This window comes from Niabella aquatica, assembly GCF_054779315.1.
The window spans coordinates 512223-538218 of sequence record NZ_BAAGYM010000008.1 but is presented as its reverse complement, the minus strand read 5'-3'; the positions used below and the strand labels follow the sequence as shown (position 1 = coordinate 538218).

Annotated in this window: 17 protein-coding genes; 5 read left to right on the top strand and 12 right to left on the bottom strand. The window is 43.8% G+C overall.

Features of this window, described 5'->3' with window-relative positions; translation table 11 throughout:
* Window positions 1-285 precede the first annotated feature (285 nt).
* From ACYVBM_RS09220 to ACYVBM_RS09180, 9 genes are all read right to left on the bottom strand, one after another.
* On the bottom strand, window positions 286-1431 hold the full coding sequence (locus ACYVBM_RS09220; RefSeq protein WP_460685356.1) for a glycoside hydrolase family 88/105 protein: 1146 nt from the start codon (window positions 1429-1431) through the stop codon (window positions 286-288).
* A gap of 107 nt (window positions 1432-1538) precedes the next feature.
* Window positions 1539-3551, bottom strand: a complete 2013-nt coding sequence (locus ACYVBM_RS09215; RefSeq protein WP_460685355.1) for a RagB/SusD family nutrient uptake outer membrane protein — start codon at window positions 3549-3551, stop codon at window positions 1539-1541.
* A gap of 11 nt (window positions 3552-3562) precedes the next feature.
* Window positions 3563-6832: a SusC/RagA family TonB-linked outer membrane protein gene (locus tag ACYVBM_RS09210; RefSeq protein WP_460685354.1), complete on the bottom strand. Its 3270-nt coding sequence runs from the start codon at window positions 6830-6832 to the stop codon at window positions 3563-3565.
* Window positions 6833-7369: 537 nt separating this feature from the next.
* On the bottom strand, window positions 7370-8206 hold the full coding sequence (locus tag ACYVBM_RS09205) for a glycoside hydrolase family 16 protein (protein ID WP_460685353.1): 837 nt from the start codon (window positions 8204-8206) through the stop codon (window positions 7370-7372).
* A gap of 386 nt (window positions 8207-8592) precedes the next feature.
* Window positions 8593-11037 (bottom strand): sugar-binding domain-containing protein, encoded by a 2445-nt coding sequence (locus ACYVBM_RS09200; RefSeq protein WP_460685352.1) that lies wholly within the window; start codon window positions 11035-11037, stop codon window positions 8593-8595.
* Between the two features lie 264 nt (window positions 11038-11301).
* Window positions 11302-13515: a family 43 glycosylhydrolase gene (locus tag ACYVBM_RS09195; protein ID WP_460685351.1), complete on the bottom strand. Its 2214-nt coding sequence runs from the start codon at window positions 13513-13515 to the stop codon at window positions 11302-11304.
* Between the two features lie 232 nt (window positions 13516-13747).
* On the bottom strand, window positions 13748-17725 hold the full coding sequence (locus ACYVBM_RS09190; RefSeq protein ID WP_460685350.1) for a two-component regulator propeller domain-containing protein: 3978 nt from the start codon (window positions 17723-17725) through the stop codon (window positions 13748-13750).
* Window positions 17679-17921, bottom strand: coding sequence for a two-component regulator propeller domain-containing protein (locus ACYVBM_RS09185; RefSeq protein WP_460685349.1), 243 nt, complete (start codon window positions 17919-17921; stop codon window positions 17679-17681). Before ACYVBM_RS09185 ends, ACYVBM_RS09190 begins: the two co-directional genes overlap by 47 nt.
* A gap of 333 nt (window positions 17922-18254) precedes the next feature.
* Window positions 18255-18920, bottom strand: a complete 666-nt coding sequence (locus ACYVBM_RS09180; protein WP_460685348.1) for a porin family protein — start codon at window positions 18918-18920, stop codon at window positions 18255-18257.
* 202 nt (window positions 18921-19122) lie between these two features.
* Here ACYVBM_RS09180 and ACYVBM_RS09175 point away from each other — a divergent pair, with 202 nt between their 5' ends.
* From ACYVBM_RS09175 to ACYVBM_RS09155, 5 genes are all read left to right on the top strand, one after another.
* Window positions 19123-19521 carry a hypothetical protein gene (locus ACYVBM_RS09175; protein ID WP_460685347.1) on the top strand — a complete coding sequence of 133 codons (399 nt, stop codon included), beginning with the start codon at window positions 19123-19125 and terminating at the stop codon, window positions 19519-19521.
* A 68-nt stretch (window positions 19522-19589) separates the two neighbouring features.
* Complete coding sequence (locus ACYVBM_RS09170) at window positions 19590-20660, top strand: BtrH N-terminal domain-containing protein (RefSeq protein ID WP_460685346.1); 1071 nt, start codon at window positions 19590-19592, stop codon at window positions 20658-20660.
* 51 nt (window positions 20661-20711) lie between these two features.
* Window positions 20712-21782: a DUF2891 domain-containing protein gene (locus tag ACYVBM_RS09165; RefSeq protein ID WP_460685345.1), complete on the top strand. Its 1071-nt coding sequence runs from the start codon at window positions 20712-20714 to the stop codon at window positions 21780-21782.
* A gap of 23 nt (window positions 21783-21805) precedes the next feature.
* Window positions 21806-22543 (top strand): ABC transporter ATP-binding protein, encoded by a 738-nt coding sequence (locus ACYVBM_RS09160; RefSeq protein WP_460685344.1) that lies wholly within the window; start codon window positions 21806-21808, stop codon window positions 22541-22543.
* Window positions 22544-22686: 143 nt separating this feature from the next.
* On the top strand, window positions 22687-22914 hold the full coding sequence (locus ACYVBM_RS09155) for a YtxH domain-containing protein (RefSeq protein ID WP_460685343.1): 228 nt from the start codon (window positions 22687-22689) through the stop codon (window positions 22912-22914).
* 60 nt (window positions 22915-22974) lie between these two features.
* On the opposite strand, the gene dprA is transcribed toward ACYVBM_RS09155, so the two are convergent.
* Genes dprA through ACYVBM_RS09140 form a run of 3 tightly spaced genes read right to left on the bottom strand, consistent with a single transcriptional unit; the run spans window position 22975 to window position 25929 of the window.
* Window positions 22975-24129: a DNA-processing protein DprA gene (gene dprA / locus ACYVBM_RS09150; protein WP_460685342.1), complete on the bottom strand. Its 1155-nt coding sequence runs from the start codon at window positions 24127-24129 to the stop codon at window positions 22975-22977.
* The gene (locus ACYVBM_RS09145) at window positions 24102-24971 is read right to left on the bottom strand and encodes a phosphatidate cytidylyltransferase (protein WP_460685341.1); all 870 of its coding nucleotides are present in this window, start codon (window positions 24969-24971) and stop codon (window positions 24102-24104) included. The genes dprA and ACYVBM_RS09145 overlap by 28 nt, the downstream gene beginning before the upstream one ends.
* Entirely contained in the window at window positions 24961-25929 is a 969-nt protein-coding gene (locus ACYVBM_RS09140; protein WP_460685340.1) for a CPBP family glutamic-type intramembrane protease, read from the bottom strand. The genes ACYVBM_RS09145 and ACYVBM_RS09140 overlap by 11 nt, the downstream gene beginning before the upstream one ends.
* Between the last annotated feature and the right edge of the window lie 67 nt (window positions 25930-25996).

Sequence of the window (25996 nt, the reverse complement as noted above, 5' to 3'; positions counted from 1 at the left end):
ACGCTGCCACAGGTTGCTTTATCTCTTCAAAGTTGAAGCTTTTTCTACTTGTCATTTTAAAGAACTTGATTCGCAATTATTTGTGCCTGTTTATGACAAGTAGTTTAAATAAATGAAAATCAATGTCGACCTGAGCCTGACGAAGGGTGATTTTTCAATCGAATCATGGTTCGACAAGCTCACCACGACATCCGTTCTTGTCATTTTAAAAAACTTGATTTTCCTTATTATGTGTGCCTCAGCACGACAATCAACACGACATTTTACACTTGACATAACACCAGGTCATTTTTTGTCAATAAATTTATACATCTCCGTTGCCGCTAATAAAAATGCGCCCACGCCAAATGGTGCTGAAGCATTTTTATCAACTACCTGTCCAGGGATAGCTTTTTCACCAATAGGCTGCACGTATCCCACCTTGCCATCCGGCTGTAATGCGGTTTGGCTGAGGTACGCCCATGCCTTTGATACGGTTGGGCCATACTCTTTCTTATCTAAATAGCCATTATTTATTCCCCATAACAAGCCGTAACTGAAAAAAGCGGTGCCGCTGGTTTCGGGGCCCGGTGCATATTGAGGGTCAAGCATGCTACGTGTCCAGTAGCCTTCCGGCTGTTGCGACAATTTAATAGTTTCAGCCATTCCTTTAAACTTAGCAATATATTCATTCCTGTAGGGGTCCGTTACAGGGAGATCGGAAAGGACTTTTGCCAAAGCTGCTATCACCCAGCCGTTGCCTCTTGCCCAGAAATCTTTTTTACCATCAGTTGTTTTATGTTTGGGATAAATGTATTTGGCGTCCCGGTAATAAATTTTTTCATCCGCATCATACATGATGGAATTGGCATACTCAAAATACGCCCAAAGCTTTTGGAGGTATTGCGGGTTGCCTGTTACATGGTACAGTTTAGTCATTACCGGCATTACCATGTACAGCCCATCGGCCCACCACCAGTAATCATTATGGGGTGTGCTCATCTGGTATTCCATTACTTCCCTTGCCCGGGCTATTTTTTTCTCATCCTTTATCTTATCCAGGTTGTATAAATCAATATACACCTGGAAGCAGGTTTGCCAGTCGCCAAACAGCACATGTTTATTGGTTTCACCGTAGTTATACTTCCATTCGGCTTTGTTGACAGATGTAGCGCCCATCCATTGATTTTTTTCTGCCCACTTTTCGGAGTATGCTTTGTATGCAACATTTCCTGTCAGCTCATAAGCAGCCATATTACCTGTATGATAGGCTGCCTCATCCCAAAAAGCCCAACGAGGAACCCGATGGGTTTGCTGCCAGTAGGTATTGGCCTGGTTAATTGCAGACAGTACCTGCCCAGCCCCGGATTGTTTATATAAAGCTTTCTTTTGTATAGTACCACAGCAGGTAAGCAGCAACATCCCGGCAACCGATAATAGTTTTAAATTCATTCCCGTTTTTTACCCTTTTGATAATTAACTCTAAATATAAAACATAAAAAGAAGCTACTCACAACATGATTTTTTGCTGTGATATAGCTTCTTCTTTTTATAAGAAACTATTCTGTTTTATCTTCATCTGCTACAGCCTCCTGCCAGGTTTCCCATTTCGGAATATTAGCATCATATCCGTCATATCCAAAGTTCTGACTCAGCTTTCCCTTATTATTAGCCGTAATAGAAGCATTTGGAATAGGCCAGTAAAGATTGCACTTATCTATTTTATAATTCAGCGTACGGTTGTTGGAGTTAATGCCACCACGATTATACATACCACCATAGCTGATAACGCGCCTGTACCAGTAGCTTCCACCTGCTACATCTGTACCTGAAGACTTATCATAGGTATTCACATCATATGTATTACCCCATTCATCAGGCTTACCGCTTAAAGCAAGGCAGTATGAAACACGGCTCAGTTCCATATGGCGCCATTCTTCGAGGTATAGCTCACGGGCGCGCTCGTTCATAATATCGCCGATTGTAACTGTGGTATAAAGCTGTGTACAGCCAGCTCTTTTCCTTATTTCATTTACATCTGTTGCAGCTCCGGCAGCATCACCCAAATAAAATTTAGCTTCTGCGCGTAACAGGTATGCTTCTGCTAAACGATACAGGTACCAATCTCCATTGCTTCCTTTAGAAGCACCGGTATAAGCATTGGCTCCCAGGTTGGCCTCTGCCTCTGCATCTGTTATAAATAATTTATAATGGGGCCAGTCGAACCAGGAACGAATGGTATCGGCACACAAAAGAGCATTTGTAGTGGGGTGGTACAATGTCAGGTATTGACCTCTGTATACATTACCAGCGGTACTGTATTTAAGAGAATCCATTTTTACCCAGTTACCTACCCTGCTGTTATGCCTGAGATCGTCAATATCTTCCGTTCCGTTAACCACCCACAAACCACGTTGTGCAAAAGGAGTAGGGCGGAAAGTACCGATACCACGACCCAGCGCCCGGCCATAATCGAGGTCTGCACGGTAATTGGCATTATTACGGGCATAAAGATCCATGGCGTTTTGCCCGCCAGGTGTTTTCAGGTTGCTCGAGTTATAGAGTGGAGCAAAAATACGCATAGTAGCAAAGGCGATATTTGACTGTGCTCCACGATTAGGCATACCCATGATCGTTTCAGTATTAGCAGCGATGAGTTTGTTTTCAGGCCGATGCAGATCCCAGATCACATTGCGGGTAATAGTCCAGGTTTTAGGCTCACCGCCGGGATAAAAAGTACCAAATGTATTTTTCATTAACGCATACCCCGATGAATTGATCAATGCATCTGCCTGTTCTTTAGCCTTCTGAAACTGTCCTGTAGCCAGGTAGCATTTAATGAGCAGCATACGGCAGGCGCCTTTGTTGACCATACCGGTATATACCATATCTTTTTGCTCCGGTACCCACTCCACTGCAAATTCCATATCCTTAGTGATCATATCAAGAATGGCAGCTTTTTTTGTGCTCCGGTAATTTTGTTTTGGAACTTCTATAATTTTAGTGATCAGCGGCACATCGCCATATTGAAAAGCCAGGCCAAGATAACGATACGCACGATGGAAATAAGCCCTGCCTTTATAGGCATTCTTAGTAGCTTCGCTCAGGCTCTCTACCTTGTCCACATAAGTAAGGATAGTATTTGCATATTTGATCCCGCTGTATGTTTCATCCCAGTAGTGATTAATATAATTACCATCATTACCGCCCGGCCCTGCCGCACCACCGGTAGGCTTTAGCCCATCGGCAAAATTGTAGTTGACACTGTTGCCGTCAACGTCTGTCTTACCGTAAACCGCCAGGTCTGAAAACATATATTCCGTTCCTATAACAACAGAATTGGTATTAGCTGAAGTATTAGTCCAGTAAGAACGTATATGACGGTCGCTGATAGCCAGGGCTGCTTTTAAACCAGATTCAGTGTTAAAAGTAGTGGTTGGCTCGTAAATGGAGAGCGGGTCCGGCTTTAGAAAATCTTTGGTGCAGCCACTCACCAGTACCGACCCGCATACGGCGGTCATCAATGTTAGCGCTGATAACGCTTTCCTGTTTTTATATATGAATAAGTTCATGTCTGAGTTTTTTAGAATGTTACATTTAATCCAAGTGAGAAAATACGGGTGGCCAAACCTCCGGTTTCAGGATCACCATATTCCCAGTCCTTCTGCCATACCGCTACATTGCGAACAGAGCCATACAGTTTAATCTTTTGGGCATTCAGCTTATTGGTTAACAGCTTTGGCAGCGAATAGCCAATAGCTATATTTTCCAAGCGAATAAATGACCTGTCGTACAATTTGTCTGCTCCTGCTCCCGCTGGCGCCATAGCATCCAGCCGGGCATACTCGTTAGTAGGATTCCCGGGTGTCCAATACTCTTTGGAGAAGGTATTAAAATTGTAAGTGATCAACGAGCCGCCGTTATCCTTATTCAGGTAGTTGCCATCAAGGCTCTTATGCCCCATATAGGAGTATATATTAAAGGAAAGATTCCAGTTTTTAAAGAACGTAAAGTCGTTGCGCAACTGCCAGTTGATGGGAGGCGCTGTTTGTCCCAGAAACTCACGATCCTTGTCATTATACACAGGAGTGACGCTTCCATCTGTGTTTACCTTATCATCGGCAGTATAGTTATTGGCTACTTTAGGATCACCTGGTTTCTGCCCGTATTTCGCAGCTTCTGCTGCCTCGTTCGTTTGCCAGATACCGGTTACACGGTAACTCCATATTGCGCTGATAGGTTGCCCTATGAACCAGCCGTTAGATTTATCATCCATCTCTTTCTGGCCGATAACATTTCCCTGGGCATCCAGTATATCCTCGTTCTGGTAATAGAGATGTTTGATCGTATTCTTGTTGTACGAAAAACTGAGGCTTGTTTTCCATTCCAGTATATCATTTTTAACATTCAGCGAGTTAATGAAGATCTCAAGACCCTTGTTTTGCACCTCGCCTAAGTTGGTTGTGATGCTGGGGAACCCGGTAAAAGGAGGAAGGCGCTGCGACATGATCATATCGTGTGTTTTCATGGAATAGTAATCAACAGACCCTGTGATGCGATCGTTCAAAAACCCAAAGTCAAGGCCAAAATTTAACGCAGCGGTTTTCTCCCATTGTAAGTTGGGATTGGCCATACGGTCTACCAGCAAATATTTTACCTCCTCCATGGTGCCATTGTTAAGTATATAGCCCATTGTTGCGCCCAAACCTGATCCTAAATTGGCTAACGATACATAAGGATCTGCCAGTGAACGGTTACCATTCTCACCCCAGGATGCACGCAGTTTACCGGTGCTTAATATGTTATTTCCGCTAAAGAATTTTTCGTTGGTAAATGCCCAGGCAAATGCCAGGGAAGGGAACACTGCATAGGGATTATTTTGCCCGAATGCGGAATAACCATCACGCCGAACAGAGGTTGTGAGCATATAACGGTTGTCGTAAGAATAAAAAAGGCGTGCCAGCAAGGCATCAGCGCTTTCGTGCGAATCGTAGGTCGAAAAAGAACTGTTTTCCTTTGTTGCATTTGAGGTATTATGAAAACCTAACGCATCCGAAGGCAAAATATTACGGGCATTTACTACATCCGACCAGTACCGGCGGTTTTCAGCTTCCTGCACCAATGTGAGGCTTAGCCGGTGTTTTTCTGCAAATGTTTGCTCCCAGGCTAATGTATTGTTTAGCGACCAGTCGAATCGCTTGGAACTTTCACGATCAACGCCACGGTTTACAGGAACCGATTCGGGAAGTGCAGCCGACATAAAATAACGATTATAAAACCATTGATAACGTGGTGATGCGTTGAACGAGTAAGTAATATTAAACGGCAGCTTTACTTTAGCATTCAGAATAGTGTTAAGCACTGTGTAACCTTTTTCAAGCTCCAGGTATTGTTTATCAAAATCATGATTAACACCCCTTTTTATACTCCCGTCCCCCATGGGAAACTGGGACAAACTTCCATCTGCCTCGCGATAATGGCTGTATGGGGAGTTACGTATCTGATTAGCATCCCAGTAGTTCAAGCCCAGCCCGGGTTGAAGATCACCATCGCTGCGGTCCTGGAAGTTAACATTGGCCCCTATCTCTAACCATTTGTTCACTTTTCCTTCCAACTTTAGATTAGAACGAACAGCCGAATAGTCATTATATTTTACAGCTCCCTCGTTACGCAGATAGCCAACAGACATATAATAGTTCATCTTATCATTAGCACCCGACACGCTGGCATTATAATCCTGGTTTAAACCTGTTCTGAAAGTATGCTTATACCAATCAAAGGTATTTCCCGCCAGATAATCGGTTAATACACCGCCTTCAAGCCCTAAACGCCGGGCATAGATGCTTGCATCTGATTCCCCACTGCTATTGGTAGTATAGGCCCGCCACTGCTCCAATGATACACCATACTTGCTCAAATTTTCAGGGGAATCGTAATAACCGGGTTTGCTTGCGGTAGAACCGGATTGGTAGGTTCCATATTCGCCCGTGGTGGCATTTAAACCATAGGTAGGCGTTTTGTACCAATCTTCCCGGTATTTCATATAGGCTTCGGGCCCAAATACTTCACGATAAGCGCTTTTAGTGGTAGCGCCAAAGTTAGCGCTGAAGTTCACCACAGGCTTACCTGTTTTTCCTTTTTTAGTGGTGATGATAATGACGCCACTTGCAGCCCTTGATCCATAAACGGCGGCGGCAGACGCGTCCTTCAGAACATCAATCTGCCCTATATCATCAGGGTTGATCTCTGACAGCTCACCGTAAAAGATCATACCATCCAGGATGATCAATGGATCATTATGTCCGCCGGCAGTATATACAGAACGCTGGCCCCGTATCTGCATAGAACCGCCTCCCTTCGCAGAGGCGTTATAACCAACGGCTAAACCCGGCGTTCCGCGAAGAATATCCTGTACGGTATTAGGATTCTCATTGGCCAGGTTATCAGGCCGTATCTGAACAACCGCTCCCGTCAGGTCTTTTTTCCGCATGGTACCATAACCTATCACCACCACTTCATCCATTGCCTGGCTCGATGCTGTGGCCAATGTAATGTTGATCTCGGGGCTATTACCTACTACTGCTTCCTGGGAAACGTACCCCATAGCGGAGAATTGTATTTTATCTCCTTTTGCAGCATTGATAGCGTAAGCGCCTTCATCATTAGTAGATGTTCCTATGCTCTTCCCTGTAACGGTTACAGAAACACCGGGGATAGCGGCGCCTTTTGAATCAATAACAATCCCCTTTACAACAACCTGCGCAGCAGCTACCGCGGAGCAAAGGGTGAAAAGGAGCAAGAGAGGAGCGGCATTCCACAACCTCAATCGCCATAATTTTGATTTGCGATGCATAAACAATCGTTTTAAAATTTAAGAAATCCAATACAGCATAGCGCCGTTTACAACGTGAAAATAAATCAGCAGCAACCCTGTGCCGGGGGAGAAATCAATATAAATAGGGGGATATTTTGGTATAAATAATACTTACCGCTTCGGCGGCTGAATATTTCAATAAATAAATGAAGATCAATCAATTAAAATATCACTTCGATGGGGGAGAAAATGGTATAATGAGTAATACCGATTGGATATCCGTAATAGACCCATTTCATTGCTCTAAACGGCTATCACATCGGCCTGCCCGAATGCTGGTCAGGCGGGCATTATACGGGAAAATGTTGGTCTGAAATAAAAATCCGTTTCGTATAAAATGTAGAATTTTGAATCCGCCTGATGGACGGACACGTGTAAAACATTAAATGTAAAACCGACAATAATTGTCTCCTTATTTCAGGACTTGATCCGTCCTCCGACTAATTGAACATTACTTATTGTGTATTGAGCATTGAATATTTGTTCACGGTTCAGCGCGTAACAACATTCAATATTCTACATTTCCTTCCCTGCTTTCTGGTACACCCTTACATAATCCACTTCATACCTGCTTGGAAACGGGATGCCTGACGGGTCACCGCCGTTATCGCCACCAATGGCGAGGTTCAGCAGCAGGTAATGAGGCTGCTGAAAAGGATTGCTGCCATCAGGATTATTAGCATCACTCAACTTTACTTCATTCAGCAGCAGATCATCTACATACAGTCTTATAAAATCTTTGTCCCAGTCCATACGCCACACGTGAAAAGATTTATCCCAATCGGGATCGTTAAAGGAAGTGTAAGGCTTTTTGGTAGTAAACCATTTTGCTTTATATCTTTCAGCAGTTCCGGTAGCCACATTGGCCAGGATATCGCCTTTATAATATTCCATGATATCAATCTCTCCATTCCAGGGCCATTCTTTATGAGTGCCTAACGTCCATATAGCAGGCCATAAACCCGGCTGCGCAATGATTTTCGCACGTATTTCAAAACGGCCATATTGAAATGCCTTTTTTCCACGGGTATTAATGCTGGCTGAAGTATAGGTGATTTCCTTCCGCTTTTCCTTCCAGTTATTGCTTCCTTCTTTATAAACAGGGCTGGGCCTGGTTTCCCTGCGGGCTTCTATGATCAGCTTCCCGTTTTCACACCAGGCATTCTGGGGTTGATACCATTGTAATTCATTATTTCTTACAAACCCTTTTTCAAACTGCCAGATGGAAGTATCTACCATGCCGTTTTTGTTGAACTCATCGGCCCAAACCAGTTTGTAACCCTTTGGTGGAGTTGTTACTTTATTACCTGCAACAAACAGGGTTAGGACAATAGCTAAATTTATTAATATCATAGAAACAATTTTATAATATGATCAAATGACCGCCTCTCGCGCTGGTCTCCAGACCAGTGCGCTTGCGCGTTACTTAATCTTTTAATTTGGCTCATTTGCAAAGGAAAATACTTTTGGGTATAATCAAGTGACGGGTATGCACAGGTCCGGAGACCTGAGCAAGAAAAAGAGGAGAAATCTTAACGTAAAGCTGAATTGTGAAAAAAGTAGAACTTTTCGCTGAGACACCTCTCCTCTCGCGCTGGTCTCCAGACCAGTGCGCTTGCGTTACTTAGTTTTTGACATGGCCCGTTCACAAAAAAGAAATGGCTTTGTTATATAATCAAGTGACCGGTATGCACAGGTCTGGAGACCTGAGCAAGAAAAAACGACGATAAGGATACTTATTACAAAGTAACCGTAACACCCTTCAAACCAGAGGCACTGAATGTAACCTTTACGGCCCCTGCTTTTCCCGGCTTTTTTACATAAGCAATTAACCGGCCTCTGAACGTTTTTTGTTTATGATCAGTATAATCGCCCATGTCACTGTTATCCCCTGCCTCAAGGCCCAATAAAGTTCCGCTGCCTGTTATAGTACAGGTAATTTCCGCATCCGTGTTCGTTACAGGCACCCCGTTTTTATCTATCACCTGCACTGCTACCTGTGCTACCTGGTCTTGATCACGGCCCATATTTGTGATCAGTTTTATTGCATACGGAGCACCTGACGTTTTCACGCTGTAAACAGCAATAGTTTTGCCGGCGTCATCTATTCCTTCTGCTTTTAATTCACCGGGCTGATAAGGCACATCCCAGTAAACGATCCCTGTTTTATGATCGTAATTTTTTATCTCGCCTGTTTGCTTACCATTAAGTGTTAGCCTGGCCTTAGGCGCATTGGTATAGCATACTACGCGTATGGTTTGTCCTTCTTTATAATTCCAGCCCGCCCAGGCGTCCATTGGAAGCGCCTCTTCTTTCCTGCCTTCTGTCTGGGATAAAACATCTTTGGAATTACTACTTCCAACAGGATAAGTGCCTATATACACCATTGACTTTTCGGCCCAGAGCGATTGCCTGAAATAGCCACGGGGCTTAATAAATCCGCCAAAATCCAGCAGCCCCGAATAGAACCCTCTTGAAGGCCACCTGCCGGATTCGCCCAGGTAGTCGATCCCTGTCCATAGAAACTGGCCGAAAATATGTTCGTTATTGGTTACGGCTTTCCATGCCCCGAAATCGTGGCGGTTCTCACTTCCATATATCACCCGCTTAGGATATTTTTTATGGTCGCTTATGTAGCGGCTCTCTGTATAATTATATCCTGCAATATCTAAAGCGCCGGGATATTCTGTTTCGTTAGACATGGCTACCCCCGCCAGGCCAGCCGTTACCGGTCTCGACCGGTCATATTGCCGCACTGCCGCTGCCAGCTTTTTTGCAATCACACCCAGGCGCATAGCATCCGGAGCATTTTTCTTATAGCCGCCAAACGCTTTTTGAGTAAAGCCCCCATCTCCATCCAGGATAGGATGCGAATAGGGATCATTAGGATAATCTACTTCATTACCAATGCTCCACGCAAAAACGGAGATATGGTTCCTGTCGCGCCTTACCATATCCGCTAAATCTTTTTCTCCCCACTCTTCAAAAAAATCGTAAGTTCCCTGGAAACCCGGTGTGCCTGCATTCCAACCCTCTAACCATTTACGTTTAGGAAATTCCCATTCATCGAAAGCCTCGTTCAATACCAGTAAGCCCAGCTCATCACAAAGCTCATAAAACACCGTAGCCTGCGGATTGTGGCTGGTTCTTACCGCACTTACGCCCACCTCCTTTAAGTTCAGCAATCTTCTGCGCCAAACTTCTTTATACATAGCAGCGCCTAATACACCTGCATCGTGATGCAGGCAAACGCCTTTTACTTTCATCCATTCACCATTTAATGCAAAACCCCTATTGGGATCAAAAGTAAGCTGCCTGAAACCTGTAACAGTAGTGTTAGCGTCCAGCTGCTTTCCTTCTTTCAGCACTTTAGTATGCAACTTATACAAAACAGGATTATTGAGGCTCCATAACTGCGGATCAGCAATTTTGATTTGTGCAGATTGTTTGCCCGATGAATGGGCTGCAACAGTAATAGTATTGCTTGTTTGTCCAATCACTTTATTGGCAGCATTAAGCAATTCGCTTACAATAGTAACTTTCTGGCTTTTGCTTTCTGTATTTACAATATCTGTCTCTATATGAAGTGTTCCGGTATTATTGGCTACTTCGGGATATGCATAAACGCCCCATTGCGCAATATGCACAGGGTTGGCATACACCAGCCATACATCGCGGTAAATACCTGAACCGGTGTACCAGCGTGAGTCGGCATCACGGTGGTGATCTGCCTTCACTAATATCTCGTTGGGTTGATTGAACCGGATGTAAGGAGTGATATCATACATAAATGAGATATATCCGTTAGGTCTTTTACCCACCGATTTCCCATTTATAAAAACTTCACTGCGGTTATACACCCCTTCAAAGTACAGGTACACCTGTTTGCCGGATGCAGGAACCACAACAGTTTTTTTATACCAGCCAATGCCACCGGGCAGGTAGCCCATACTGCTTGCATTTTTAGGATCGAGCTTTTGTTTCACGCTCCAATCGTGCGGCAAATCTACCTTTTGCCATTGCGCATTGGCCGCAGGTGAAGCCGCTATGGTATCAGTGCTGTTCAATGAGAACATCCAGCCGTTGTTTAATTTTTGAGCATTACCAAAACCCGGCTGGGCAAGCAGTTCGTTTAAACAAACTGATAAGGCCATCAAAAACAATAAAGAAAAACGTGAGGTCATAATTATACAAATGTTTAAATTATTTTAAACCACATAGAATCATAGCAATAATATAGAATCGGGAAAAAAAATATCCACAGTTAAGAAAAATATGATGCTGTCTCAAAAGGGGTGTCAGCCTGAGCTTGTCGAAGGCAATAATTTGGTTATCAATATTTCGTCAAGCTCAATATGACAACCAAATTTACTTTTGAGACAGCCACTTGTGAACCTATCCCCTCCTTCTTCCTTCAAATTTCTTATTTCTATGCAATTGCTATGTATCTATGTGATCAGGTTTAAAAAAAACCTTTTCCAACTTTTACAGGCTCTATCCCCCCTATGCGTTGGAACCACCTGTTTGATGCTTCCATCTGCATTGAATTCCAGCTTATCTATACATACTTCGCGGTGATAACCCGCAGCCCTGTCCATCTTTATGCCGTTGGGATAGCTGAAACGATGGTAAACAATATACCATTCATCTTTACCCGGTATTTGAATGACCGAATTATGGCCGGCCCCGTAAATACCTTCAGATGCTTCCTTTTCTATCACTACATTATTGGCGGGGATCGTTATTTTTCCATCGGGCGTTTGCGAAGTACCATAGCGCACCTTATAGTTAGGACTGCGGGTATCATCCTCGCTCCACATAAAATAATAAGTACCGTTCCTGTAAAAAACATAAGTACCCTCCCGGTACGTTTTATCAGGTGTATTTATTTTGAGCGTTCCGGGCTTTAGGGAGATCATATCCTCATTCAGCTCAACAACAGCCAGGTAACCATTGCCCCAATACAGGTAGCTTTTGCCGGTTTGCGGATCAGTAAATACATCAGGATCTATCTCCTGACCCCCTTTTATCCCTGTGGGCTTATCTGCAATCAGCGGCTTACCCAAATCCACAAAAGGGCCGGTGGGATCATCAGCCATCGCAACGCCGATTTTTTGAGCAGCAGTGAAATAGTAGAAGTATTTGTATTGCCCGTTGATCTTCTTTTCGATAATACAGGGCGCCCAGGCATTTCGGTTAGCCCAGCTCACCTGCGTGGGCAGGTCAAGCATTACGCCCTCGTCTTTCCAGTTCACCAGATCGGGCGAAGAAAATACTTTAAAATAATTACCGCTCCAGCCATCAAAACCATCGCTGGTAGGATAGATATAAAACTTACCCGTTTTCTCCGAATACAAGACTTCAGGATCAGCATAGTAACCGTTCAATACCGGGTTGTTGTTTTTTATGGCCTGAACCTGGAAGGTTTGAGGCTTTTGACCTGCAATAGAAACTGTATATGCTACCGGCCCTTTGGAAAAGTTGCTGGTTTTTGAGGTGATTGTAACACCCGGTACTTTGCCAAACTGAGGGTTAAATTGCCGGAGATCAGTATCAGGCAACACCGGCAACAACAGTTTTTTTGCAGCAGTATCCAATACAATGTTATTGCGTTTAACCTGCTTTGCCTGTACATCGGTAATCACTCCTTCGGCAGTCATCCATTTACCGGTGAGCCGTTCCATCTCCTGGCGGGTAATGGGCAGCACGGTTCCATGCCGTGGATGAAAGTTCATTGCTACTTCATTATTCACTACTTTAAAATTTTCCAGGTCGGTGGTTTTCGTAAACTGGTACTTTCCCTTAGTATACACATCGTACATCAGGATATAGCCAGTTCCATCGTTCAGTTTAAACACTCCGGCACCCTCTACCGGGTCTTTGGTTTGCTGCACATATTGATCGCGCAGCACATATCCTTCAGTCAGTTTATCGGAAACCGCTATTTTAATCCCATTACCGGACCCCTCCGTTTTAAAGAATAAATAATATTTCCCGTCTTTATAAACAATATCACCATCTATGCAGGCGGTACCATGCGGATTATAAAATAATTGCTTCGGTTCGGTTTCCAGGCCGGTAAAATCCTTATTGGCATAAGCATAATAAATCACATCAGGATCATTTTCTGCCCTCATTGACCAGTAAATCAGATATTTGCCTTTTTCTGCATCATAAATGGTTTGCGGAGCCCAAACCCTGTTTACGTTTTCAAATGCCTTAAAGGTTTGAGGGATGTTCACTATAGCCGATGTCCAGTTTACCAGGTTGGTTGATTTCAGCAGCACCATAGCCCTGTTGGAGTTCCAGCCATTGGCCGAAACCATATCGGTCACTACCATGTAGAACGTTTTCCCCCGCCCGGATGAACCGTTCGGACGGGCATCTGCACCACGCAATATATGCGGGTCGCGCACACCACCTGTGGAGCTGATATCCTCTGACGGTATTACCGGTTTATTGTCATTTAAAGCAGTGTAATGGTAACCGTCTTCGCTTATTGCAAAACGAATGGCTTCCTCGTTCTTACTATTACCGGTAAAATAGGTGAACAGGTAGCCCCCATAACGGGATTCACTATTTTTATTACTTTTTTTACCCCCCTGTGCAAAAAGCAGGAAGGCAGCAAATACCGATACCAGTAAAAGAAAAAATTTCTTCATATTTTAATATTCTGCTTTATAAGGAATATCGACAACCGTTAAAAATCCACAGCATTTCTTCGCAAACGTTTGCACAAACTAAGGGACAATTCAATAATTGTCAAAAAAACAATTACAAAAGTAAATACATTACTGCAAAAGGAAGGGAGTGAAATTCATTTAAAAAGAGGGTTAAACTCGTATATTTTAAAAGTTTATAAAGGCGGTTTGCCCTATTCTTAATATACATTTATTATTGATTATCAATACGCAGGTTATCTGTCATTTTACCGCGATATTGCTTAATATATTCCGTAGGTTTCATTTTAAAGAGGCGGGTAAACTGCTCCCTGAAATACTTCACATCGCTAAAGCCAACGGCATAGGCCACCTGCGTAACTGTATCGTTGGTGGTAATTAAAAATTCGGCGGCCTTGCGCAACCGTAAAAAACGGATGAACGAATTAACCGACTGACCGGAGATCAGTTTAATCCGTTTGTACAGATAGGAATGGCTTACACCCATTTCGCGGGCCAGCATTTCAATGTTAAAGGAGTTGTCGTCCAGGTATTTTTCTACTATTACAATACATTTATCTAAAAGCTCCTGGTATTCGGCGGGCACTTTCTGCTCCTCTGCTGTTGTAGCGGCTTTTTTAAGGGTAACCTGGTCGTAAAAATATTGCTGCAGGTTAGCCCGGCTTTTAAAAATGCTGTTAACCCGCGCCAGCAGGAGATCTTTACTAAATGGTTTTGTAATATAATAATCCGCTCCCTCTTCTGTTCCCTTTAATTCCACCTCCTGGGAAGTATGGGCTGTAAGCAAAATAACCGCCAAATGATTCGTATTCTGGTCGGTTTTAATGGCTTTACATAGTTCAATACCGTCCATTCCCGGCATAGTGATATCGGAAATGATCAGCTCGGGCTTTTTATCAAGCATCATTTGCAGGCCCTCTTCACCATTAGAAGCTGTATACACCAGGTAGTTCCGGCCCAGTACCGACGCCACATAGTTCCGTATCTCATTATCGTCATCTACGACCAGGATGGCTTTTTTAGCGGTAAGTACCGGTACTTCGGGAATAAAGGCGGTAGCAGGTTCATCGGCCTCTTCAAAATCATTGGCTTTAATGGTTTCATCGGCTTCCGGTACATCTTCTGTAACCGGAATGTTGGCAAAATGCTCTTTACCTAAGGGCAGCTCTAATGTAAACCGGGTACCCTTATTTAAAGTACTTTGATAAGCAATAGCGCCTTTGTGCATATCAGTAAACTGCTTTACCATATATAATCCAATACCAAAACCCAGCTTTACATGGCCCTGTGCCTGGTAAAACCTTTCAAATATGGCATTACCGGTTCCTTCGGGGATACCTGCGCCGGTATCCTCAATCAATGTTGTTACTATATCCTCATTCCGGCTTACTTTAATGTGGATCTCACCTTCTTTGGGCGTATATTTAAAAGCATTGGCTATAAGGTTATATAGTATGATCTCAACTTTAGCTTTATCCCCATAAAGCGCTATTGGCTCCTCAATGCCCTCTATTGTGTAACGGATATTCCTGGTTTTGGCTTCATGCTTAAAATAATAAAACACCGTATTGCAGAGCCTGCTGAAATCAAATTTTCCTACATGCAGCTCTTCGGCCCCTTCTTCAATTTTCCTGAACAATAACAACTGGTCTGTAAGGCTTAACAAGCGCGTGGCGTTCAGCCCGATCACACGAAGCTCTTCTTTTTCTTCGCCCTGGTACTGGTTCATCAGGTCCTGCACCGGATTAATGATCATGGTAAGCGGGGTTCTGAACTCGTGCGAGATATTGGTAAAGAAAGACAGCCGTTTCTGGTTAATTTCTTTTTCCTTTTCGTTAATCACCCGCTCTGTTTCTCTTTCGGCCTTTTCTTTTTCGTATTCTGCATGGGTCTTTTCCAGCTCGGCACGCTGTACTTCTTTTTCCATACGCTCACTTTCCAGCTCTGCTTTACGCATTTCCTCATCCATCCGGGCCAGCTTCAGCTCATATTTTATTTTAGCCTGGGCCGTTTTATACCGCAGGTAAAGAACAATAAGGCTGCCGATAGAAAGCAGGTATAAAGTGTAGGCCCACCAGGTACGGTACCAGGGAGGCAGCACCCTTATTTTCACTACCGTTTCCTGTGTATTCCAGGTACCTTCGGCATTGGTAGATTTTATGCGCAATGTGTAAGAACCTTCGCGGATATTATTATACGTTACTGCCCGGGAGCTGCCGCTAAGGCTCCAGGTTTTATCCCAGCCTTCAAGGTAATAGGCATACTGGATCTTATTGGGAGCAGAGTATTCAAGTGCAGCAAATTGTATTGATAAAATGGCTTCATTATAAGGAACGGTGAGACCGGCTATGTCGCCATTCTTATTGGTCCTGTAGTCATTATCATCTGAGAGGTCTTTATTATTAACCCTGAGCGAAGTAATAACCACCCGGGGGAAATAGGTTCTGACAGTAACTTTAGACGGGTCAAAAATATTGAACCCGTTATTTCCTCCAAAAACAAGCTCGCCTGATTGTAATTTAAGCGCCGCACGATAGGAGAACTGGTTATTCTGCAAGCCATCCGACTCGTAAAAGCTATTGACTTTTTTTGTTTGGGGATCGAACCTGTTAAGGCCGTTGGAAGTGCTGATCCATAAAAACCCGCCGTCATCTTCCAGGATATTCATTACCGTATTGCTGGAAAGCCCTTCTTCTTCAGAATAACGAGCCGCTATTTTACCGGCCTTCCTGTCGAACAATATAAGGCCACCGCCTTCTGCCCCGATCCAGAAATTACCTTTACTGTCCTCAAAAATAGAACGAACGGTTTTCCCTATATCAAAAAACAGGTGTTTCTTATTTACCCTGTCAATTTTAACCAGGCTGAATGAATTGCCCGCCCAAAGCGCGCCTTCCCTGTCTTCATAAACAGACATCAGGTCGCCCAGGTTCTGGTCAAAAGCCTCAAACCGGTCCAGCGCTTTGTTGTACAGATACAAATGCCCGTTTTCGAATGTGGTAACCCAGAGATCATTTTGCGCATCACGATAAACCCTGATAGCAATTTTGTTCTCATAACCATCGGTATTGATCAGCCTGTAATGTTTAACGCCTCCGCCTTTTGCCAACCGGTTCACACCACCTCCAAAAGTAGCCACCCAGGTATTTTGCTCTGCATCCTGTGTAATGCTGCTAATAATATTGTTGGAAAGAAAGGGTGTTTGATATACGGTAAAATGATCCCGCCTGCTGTTCCATACATTTACGCCACCGCCATCTGTGCCTATCCAAAGACTGCCTTTTGGGTCCTCAAAAAAGGAAGTAATAAAATTGTTAGAGAGTTCCGGATAAAAAGGCCCCCTCCTTATGGTATTAAACATGTTGCCCGAAATGTCAAAAACATTAATACCGCCCTTATTAGTACCTATCCATTTCCGGGATTCTTTATCAATAAAAATGGTTAGGATGGTTTTTGCAGAAACCAACCCGGGTTGCCGGCCCTGCTCTATATTCGATACCTGCCCCGTATGGGTATCCAGCAGATCAATACCTCCGCCATCAGTGCCGATCCACAGTTTCCCTCCGGCATCTGCACTTAGCGCCGTAACATAATTAGCGCTCAGCTTACCATTATCAGCGGTATAGCTGGAAAGAAGGGCTTTTTGAGCAACCGAATATTTATACAGCCCTGTAGAAGTGCCCAGCCATAAATCTCCCTGTTCATCAGCCAGCATCTTATTTACAGGTAGGTTGATAAGTGATACATCCACAGCTTCCAATTGCCTGGTTTTATAATTATACTGATGCAACCCACTGCCCGACACAAATACCCAGGTTCGTTTCTGCCTGTCCATATACATAGCCTGCACAGCGGAAAAAGCGCTTGCACTCCCATCTGTATTCCGTAAAGGCACCTGTATGGCAACCTTTTCATTTTTTAGTTTGACGATAAGCCCTGAGCCGCTGGTTCCTAAAAACATATTTCCCTCAGTGTCTTTCTCTATACTGTTTATATACGCTGTAATACGCGCTTCCTGCTTTGTTCTGTAAGAAAAGCAGTAAACCGGTGTTACCTTATTTGTAACCGGGTTATAAGTAACCGCACCCTGCCCCATACCGATCCACAAATTGCGGTCATCGTCTTCACTTATAGCAGAAATATAATTATGCGGCAGAGACGCAGAATCGTTGATCCAATATCTTAAACTCATAGCCATCATAGCGGTTCAGCCCGTCATAAGTGCCGAACCACATAAAGCCCCTGCTATCCTGGAAAATTGCGCGTACAGAATTATTGGACAACCCCTGAGAGCTGCCCAGGTATTTAGGCTTATAGATTTCCTGTGCACCCGGTACACCAAATAAAAAAATTAAAAAAACAGTTATAAAGAAATGTTTGTGCCACATGGTCAGGCACAAGGTAATAAAAAAGGGCAAAACCGGGTATAATGACGGGTGCAGAACATTTCAATGATGTATATTTACCACAGAAGCGAAGGAATATACAGCGTATTTTGAGGTCATACTCGGCTAAAAAGTTTCTGCGTAAATCTATGGCTTCAGTGAGCTACACCCAGGCCAACCCAATACCTTTATCTCTCACTGACTACACAGAAGATCACAGAAGTTTTTCTGTGCAAGTCTGTGGCTTCAGTGAGCGGCATCCAGCTTAACCCAAAGCCGGGAGAAAATCCCCCGGCATCACAAGTATGAAACAGGTTTGCTTAAGGAACAGGCATCTTATTTGAACCTGTAGCTAATGCCTATGGAAAAGGCTTTATTAGTTGCTTTTGCCCCGTCAGCATCTGTTAAAATGTTGGAAAGCCCCATGCTATAATGGATTCCGGCTCCAAATTTCTTTGTGAAGTGATAATTAAAGCCGCCTCTAAGCCCGAAATCGGATTTAGCCAGCCCCTCTTCAATCTTAGTATATTTTAAGTCTTCATCATCATAATAACTACTGGCAGATGCGTACTGTGACGCAGAGCTGGTACCTCCAAAATCATCATCTTCACCCGGCACTATTTTGCTCTTGCCGTTGAGCAATAATGCTGCATATATGCCTAGTTCGGCTTTTAAATTACTGACAATTTCATACTGTGCGGTAACCGGCAAGGTTATGTAATTCAGTTTAACATTGATACCATTAAGCCCATCACCAGGAAGGAATTTATATCCGAGGGCATTATATTGCAGCTGAGGCTTAATGCTTAGCTTATCTGCGACAGGAAGCTCCGCAAAGAGGCCTGCCAGTGGCCCCAGCATACTTTTAGGCTTGTCCCAAACATCGGTTTTGTACGACACATTGCTTATATTTAAGCCTGCTGTTACACCAAAGTGAACTTCCTGGGCATACATAAACATATATAAAGCCAGTGATGCAAATGTTGTGATAATTTTTTTCATGATATTGAAGTTTGATTTTTAGTGTAATACTGAATTCGGATTTTCGGATCAGGAATTGCCTTATCCTGATTTTTTTATATATCGTAATCACTCTCAGCAGGTCATCATCGTTTAAAAAAATTACTGTAACTCAACTCTCAGGAGCAATTGTTCCCTCTTTCACTAAATTTTATTAGCTTGCTTAATAAATTAGCTACTGCAGATGAAAAAAGATGAAATACCACAAGACGATGGAGCACTCGGCCGTATAGCCAGGGAAGTTACCTATGTGGTAGGCGAAGATGGCAAATATGAAACAGCCCAAAGCACCGGCTGGGATGTTAAAACCGAAGCGCTCCATGTTGCCTGGGACGAAGTAGAAAGAAAAATAGAAGCTGCCAAAGAAAAAGTACTGCACGGAACGGCCAGTCCTGTCTTATACTATATGGAGAAAAAAATAATGGATTTGGCCATTTTATCATCGTATACCGGCTTTTGGAAATGGACTATTAAACGGCATCTCAAGCCCTCTGTATTTAAAAAGCTTCCGGAAGAAAAGCTGAAGAAATATGCTGAGCTTTTTGAAGTAAGCATAGCTGAACTAAAGCAGCCATTTGAATAATAATTGTTCATGGCAAATGGTTCATTGTTCATAGATTTACCTTTTCAAAAAATCTATCATATACTATATTGGAAACTACAAATTATACCGAAGCCCCGAATCCGCCCTTCGGAGAATTGAGGAGCCACTTTCATCACTTACAGGCAGCCCATTGCGAGAACGGTGTTACCACGGCTTTATTACAACACTATGGCGTTCATAAACTAACAGAACCGCTGGCTTTTGGCATGGGATCGGGATTGTTTTATATCCAGTTGCCTTTTATGAAGGTAAATGGCGGCCCGGCCATATCGTTTCGTACCATGCCGGGGTTGATATTCAAGCGTACCTGTACGGCGCTGGGTATACCGGTTACCCGAAAAAAATATGGGTCGCCGCAAAAAGCCATGCAGGAGCTGGATGAGCGTCTTGCTGCGGGAAAGCCAACAGCCTGCCAGGTAGGTGTATTTTATTTAACCTACTTTCCAAAAGAATACCGCTTTCATTTTAACGCCCATAATTTGATCGTGGTAGATAAGCAGGGCGATGACTATATCATCAGCGACCCCATCATGGAAACGCTGGTATCTATGAACCACTATGAACTGCAGCGCGTGCGTTTTGCCAAAGGTGCTTTTGCCCCACGCGGACAAATGTATTATCCCGGCGATAATCTTGCCGAAGCAACAGACGTACAAATCCGCAATGGCATCATTACCGGCATCAAACGTAATTGCCGCGATATGCTCATGATACCCGGTTTTTTTGCAGGAGTAAAAGGTATTGCCTATACGGGCCGCCAAATTAAAAAATGGAAAAACAAGCTCGGTGATGAAAAAGCCCGTACCTACCTGGCCCAGCTGGTACGTATGCAGGAAGAAATCGGCACCGGCGGTGGTGGTTTCCGGTTTATTTATGGCGCCTTTTTACAACAGGCTCATGCCTATCTGCCCATTGATGAGCTATTGAAGGTATCGCAGCAAATAACGGCTACCGGCGACAAATGGCGCGATGCAGCGATACAGGCCTCCGGTATTTATAAAGGACGCCTCGGTACACAGGCGGATTATGATAATATGGGCGACCGGCTTATTGAAATTTCAGAGCTGGAAAAAAAAGCATTTAAAGAACTGCGGGAAGCTATAAAAAAGGCGAAATAGTTAACGGTTTCTCGGTTTCTCCTTTGTGTCATTTCGGCTTATAGACCGTTTATGCAAAAGATATTTATTTTAATATTATCGTTTTTTGTTTTGAAGGCCGCCTGCTCTCAAACCCAACTTACAGAGCAGGTAGCGGTACAGCTTAGCAAAATGCCCCTGCATTGTATTCCAGCCGAATTTCCTAATAAGACCTCTCATTTAAGCGATGGCCCGGCCGATGCCCGTTTGCTGCCACATGAGCTGCACCCGGTATTTTATGGCTGCCTCGACTGGCACAGCAGTGTACACGGACATTGGATGCTGGTAAGACTTTTGAAATTATTTCCACAGTTACCCGGCAGCGATAGCATTATTGCTCTTTTAGATCAATCCTTTCAACTTCCGAAAATGCAGCAGGAAGCCTCCTATTTTGGTAAGTACACTGCCTCCAAAGGATATGAACGCACCTATGGCTGGGCATGGCTGCTAAAACTGGATGAAGAGCTGCTTGCATGGAACCATCCCCTGGCTGAAAAATGGCATGAGGCTATACAACCGCTTACACAGAAAATTGAAGCACTCTGGAAAGAATTTCTACCCAAACAAACCTACCCCAACCGTACCGGGGTGCATGGCAATACTGCTTTTGGATTATGCTTTGCGCTGGACTGGGCCAGGGCTAAAAACGATACGGCTTTTGAAAGCTTAATCATTCATCGCGCTAAGGATTTTTATTTTGCCAACACCATGATCCCTGCCTACCTGGAGCCTGATGGCTCAGACTTCTTTTCTCCAAGCCTTATGGCGGCTGACCTGATGCGCCGCATTTTGCCGCAGGCAGCATTTGTAAAATGGCTGAATACATATTACACTGCTGCCGGTATAAAACGTATTTGTACAATGCCTGCTGTCAGCGACCGTAACGATTACCAGATCGTACACCTGGATGGCCTGAGCTTTAGCCGCGCCTGGTGCATGAAAGGCATTACCGGTAAACTGCCCGCCGGCCATCCTTACAAAAAGACCTTTAGTGCTGCTGCGCAGCAATTTTTAAACACATCTTTACCCCAAATATTTAACGGCGGTTACGGAGGTGAACACTGGCTGGCTTCATTTGCCGTATATGCTTTATCAGTAAAATAATTCTTTTCAATACTTTCGTTTAAATGAATGCAGTTAAGATAGAGCAACTTTCTTTTAATTATAAAGGCCAGGCCTCACTGATAAGCCATTTATCGCTTACCATTGGAACCGGTGAAAGGTTTGGCATTTTTGGCCCTAACGGCGCTGGAAAAACCACCCTGATGAGCCTTATAACAGGACTGCTTCCATATAAGCAGGGAAGCATTAAAATATTTGACAAAGAAGTAGCCCTCGATAAAAAAGAGGTGAATAAGATGATAGGGCTGGTACCGCAGGATTTCTCTTTTTACGAAGATCTGAGCCCGGCTGAGAATATGGAGTTTTTTGGCGCCTGGTATGGTTTAGATGCCGCCACATCGAAGCAGCGCACCAGGGAGCTTTTAAAAGTAATGGGACTGGAAGAGGTTGCAAATATGCCGGTAAAATCTTTTTCCGGCGGTATGAAACGCCGGGTGAACCTGGCGATCGGGGTTATGAATGACCCGAAAGTTTTGTTCCTGGATGAGCCTACGGTAGGTGTTGATGTTCAATCAAGAAACGCTATTATCTCTTTTTTAAAACATATTAACCAAACAGGCACTACCCTTATTTATACATCGCACCAGTTGGGAGAGGCTGAAGACCTGTGTAATACGGTTGCGCTTTTTGACCAGGGGGCTATTATTGTAAAAGATTCGCTTGACAGCCTGTTAAAGAATCACAAACAGCAGGGACTGGAGGGATTGTTCCTCGAGCTGACCGGCAGGGCTTACCGCGATTGATCTTTATGATATAATTTCGCCGGAAAAAGTTCGCCCACACTGCCGGCAGATGAAAAAATTCATGAAATTTTATTCTCTTCACTATTTTGGCAGATTATTTGTGTTACCTTAGAAACGATTAATAACCGATTAAAAAATAATTTATGAATAAGCTAATTACAGGATTTGCATTAGGTTTGATAGTGGGTATTCTTTATGCTCCTGATAAAGGAACGTATACACGCAGAAGAATCAGTGATAAAGGCAATGATCTGAAAAACCAGTTTGCAGATTTTATTGACAGTATGGCTGCCAAATTTGAGCATACTGCAGATGAAATAGAAGATTATGCTAATATAAAAACAGAAAATATACGTTCAGAAGCTATTTAGCAGGAACTTAACTATTGAGCCTTATATTAATAAAAGCTGTCCGCAGGGGCAGCTTTTATTCTAGGTAAGCCGGTACCTTTTACCCGGCAGATGCTGAATAATATTTTGCATTTCCAGGTTAAGGATACAAACCGCAACGGTGCTGCTGCTCAGGCCGCTTTGCCCGTTAATTTCATCTATGCTCAATTCGCTCTTTTCGGTTAGCAGGCTCACGATTATTTTTTCTTCCCCGGTTAAATTGATAAAAAGCTGTTTTGTTGTATTCTTATGGATTTTTTTAGGGCTGATCCATCCCATCGTCTGCAATAGTTGTGTAGCATCGGTAAGTAAAATAGCATTATTGGTTTTGATAAGATGATTGCAGCCGCTGCTCTTTTTATCCGTAACTCTCCCCGGGTAGGCAAATACATCCCTGTTATAACCATTAGCCAGCTCCGCTGTGATCATGCTTCCGCCTTTTACATCTGTTTCCATTACAATGGTAGCATCGCTCATGCCGGCTACTATGCGGTTGCGGCTGGGAAAGTTATGCCGGTCTGGCTTTGTTTTACTCCTGAACTCAGTAAGCAGTCCACCGTTTTTTATCATCTCCTTGGCCATTTCGGTATGGGAGGAAGGGTAAATCTTATCAAGGCCATGGGCCAGCACTCCTACTGTTGTTCCCTTGTTTTTTAAAGTCGCTTTATGCGCTGCAGAATCGATACCATAAGCCAGGCCACTTACCACCAGCACACCTGATGAAGCAAGCCCTTCGATCAGCTTTTCGGTTTCTGCTTTGCCATAATCGGTATGGGTGCGTGAGCCTACAACAGCCACTATTTTAGGCTGATTCAAGTCGGCATGACCGCGATAATACAATAGGGTTGGCGCATCGTAACAGTTTAATAACCGCTGCGGGTAAGCAGGATCTTTTATAAATAAGGGCTGGATTTTATATTTCTCAATAAAGGCCAGCTCTTTTTCGGCGGCAGTAAAATCGTTAAAGTTTTTGATACTCCTGATCCTTATTTCACCCAGCCCCTCTATTTTTTCAAGCACGGAGATCCTCGCTCTGAATATTTCTTCCGGTTCAAAATATGCTAACAGGTTACGGGCCTGCACACAGCCAATATGAGGGATAAGCGTTAATGCGATCTGGTATAAAAGCGGGTTTTTCATGCTATAGGTTGCCCCAAAATTAGCACCTATTAATAAAAAAACCTCGTAAATAGCCATACAACCGGTGCAGCAAATAATACAGAATCAAACCTGTCTAAAAAACCGCCATGTCCCGGCATAATACGGCCACTGTCTTTTACACCCGCCATCCGCTTTAATTTGGATTCGAACAGATCTCCAAAAGTACCGGAAACGGCAGTAATAGTGCTTATGATGGCCCCGGGCACCGCAAGGCTCCATTCCACTTTCTTAAAAAAAATAAGGGAAAACAGCAGCCATGTAAATGATGCGCTTAGTAGGATTCCGCTAAGGGTGCCTTCCCAGGTTTTTTTGGGCGATATTTTGCTTAGAGGTGTTCTACCGATAGCTGAGCCCGCGAGGTAAGCCATAGTGTCGTTGATCCATACGCTGCCGATAATGAACAGTACCACAAAGTGGTCCAGCTGCACCGGTACACGATGCCCGGGAGCAGAAAGATTAAGCAATAAGCCGGCAGGAAGCGCTGTGTAAACCAGTCCTGCCAAAAGCCCAAGCAATAACTTTTTTGAGATCCTTTCAGTTTTAAAAATGCCCCAGGTGAATAAAACAATGCCTGCTGCTGCAAATGGGAGCACAAAGCTTTTTTGAACACTGTAGGCTCCTATCTGCAAATCGCTGCCGGTAAGCAGTAAAAGTACATGGTAACCCAGCAGCCCGCCGCCAAGCTTAATATAAGGGTGTATGGCAGCATCAATAATTTTTTCTGCCAGCCTGCAATATTCCCACCAGCACCCAAAGTAAATAACAGAAATCAACAGGAACAGGCTCCAGTTACTATATAACAGGCCGAACATCATGATGGCTACAAAAATCAGCGCTGTAAAAGCCCTCGTCCAGAAAGTGCCCCAGTTAAATGCCATTTGCCGGTATTGATGGTGGTTGAGCGCTTTGTTTATACCGAATAAGCAAAAGTACAATAACGGGAACAGCAATAAATCCTAAATAGCTGCCCTCTTTATCGTTTAAAATTTGCTGCATGGATTTACCGTTTGCTTTTTGGATGTACATTACCAGCACTGCAGCCGCATTATTAATAAAATGCGCCAGGATGCTCAGCCATAACCTGCCGCTGTACTGGTACAATAAGCCCAATACAATACCCAGCGCCACCCTCGATAAAAAGCCATAAACCGAAAAATGCACCGCACTGAAAATAATGCTTACCACAATAACGCTCATCCACAGTTTTCCGGTGCCTCTGTACATATAATTCTGTAATCCGCCCCTGAAAAAAGCCTCTTCGCATACTGCGGGTACCAGCGCCAACACTACCATTGAAAGTAAAAGCTCAGGAACGGAGTTTAAATTAATAAGCGCCGCAGCTGCTTTCGCATATTCACTTTCCATCCTGTCAAACATGATCCGCCAGTTAACAGGAAAAGGAAGTTTATAGGTAAAATATCCCAGCGCTCCGCTTAAAGCCAGCCCGGCCGCAATAATGAGAACCGTTAGCAGTAGCTGCCGGGCAGTAATAATTCCCCTGAAACCCGTTAAGGTAACCGGCTGATGGCTCAGGCGCGATGCCGTAAATAAAACAGGTAATAAAAATCCAAACAGCGCTGAAAAAGTTTGCATCACCTGCATTTCCCTCAAAAAAGCAGGGTCAGTAATCAGTTGCTGTAAATTTTCTGTTATAAATGTAACACTCTGGCCGCTCATTGCCGCCGCTACCGGAATGGCAATAATCCCGCCTAAAATAGTTCCCCCTACCCCAAATGCGGCCAGCATAAAAAAACCGGCCAGGTAAGATACACCCTTTTCACTCAAATTGCTGCGCTGGTTCCCTGGTAAGTTACTGTTCGGATCGTTTGTCATCATGTTAAAAATAGTACGTATTTTTGCAGGCTCAAAAATAAGCGTTATAACGCTCTTATTTTCGATTTAT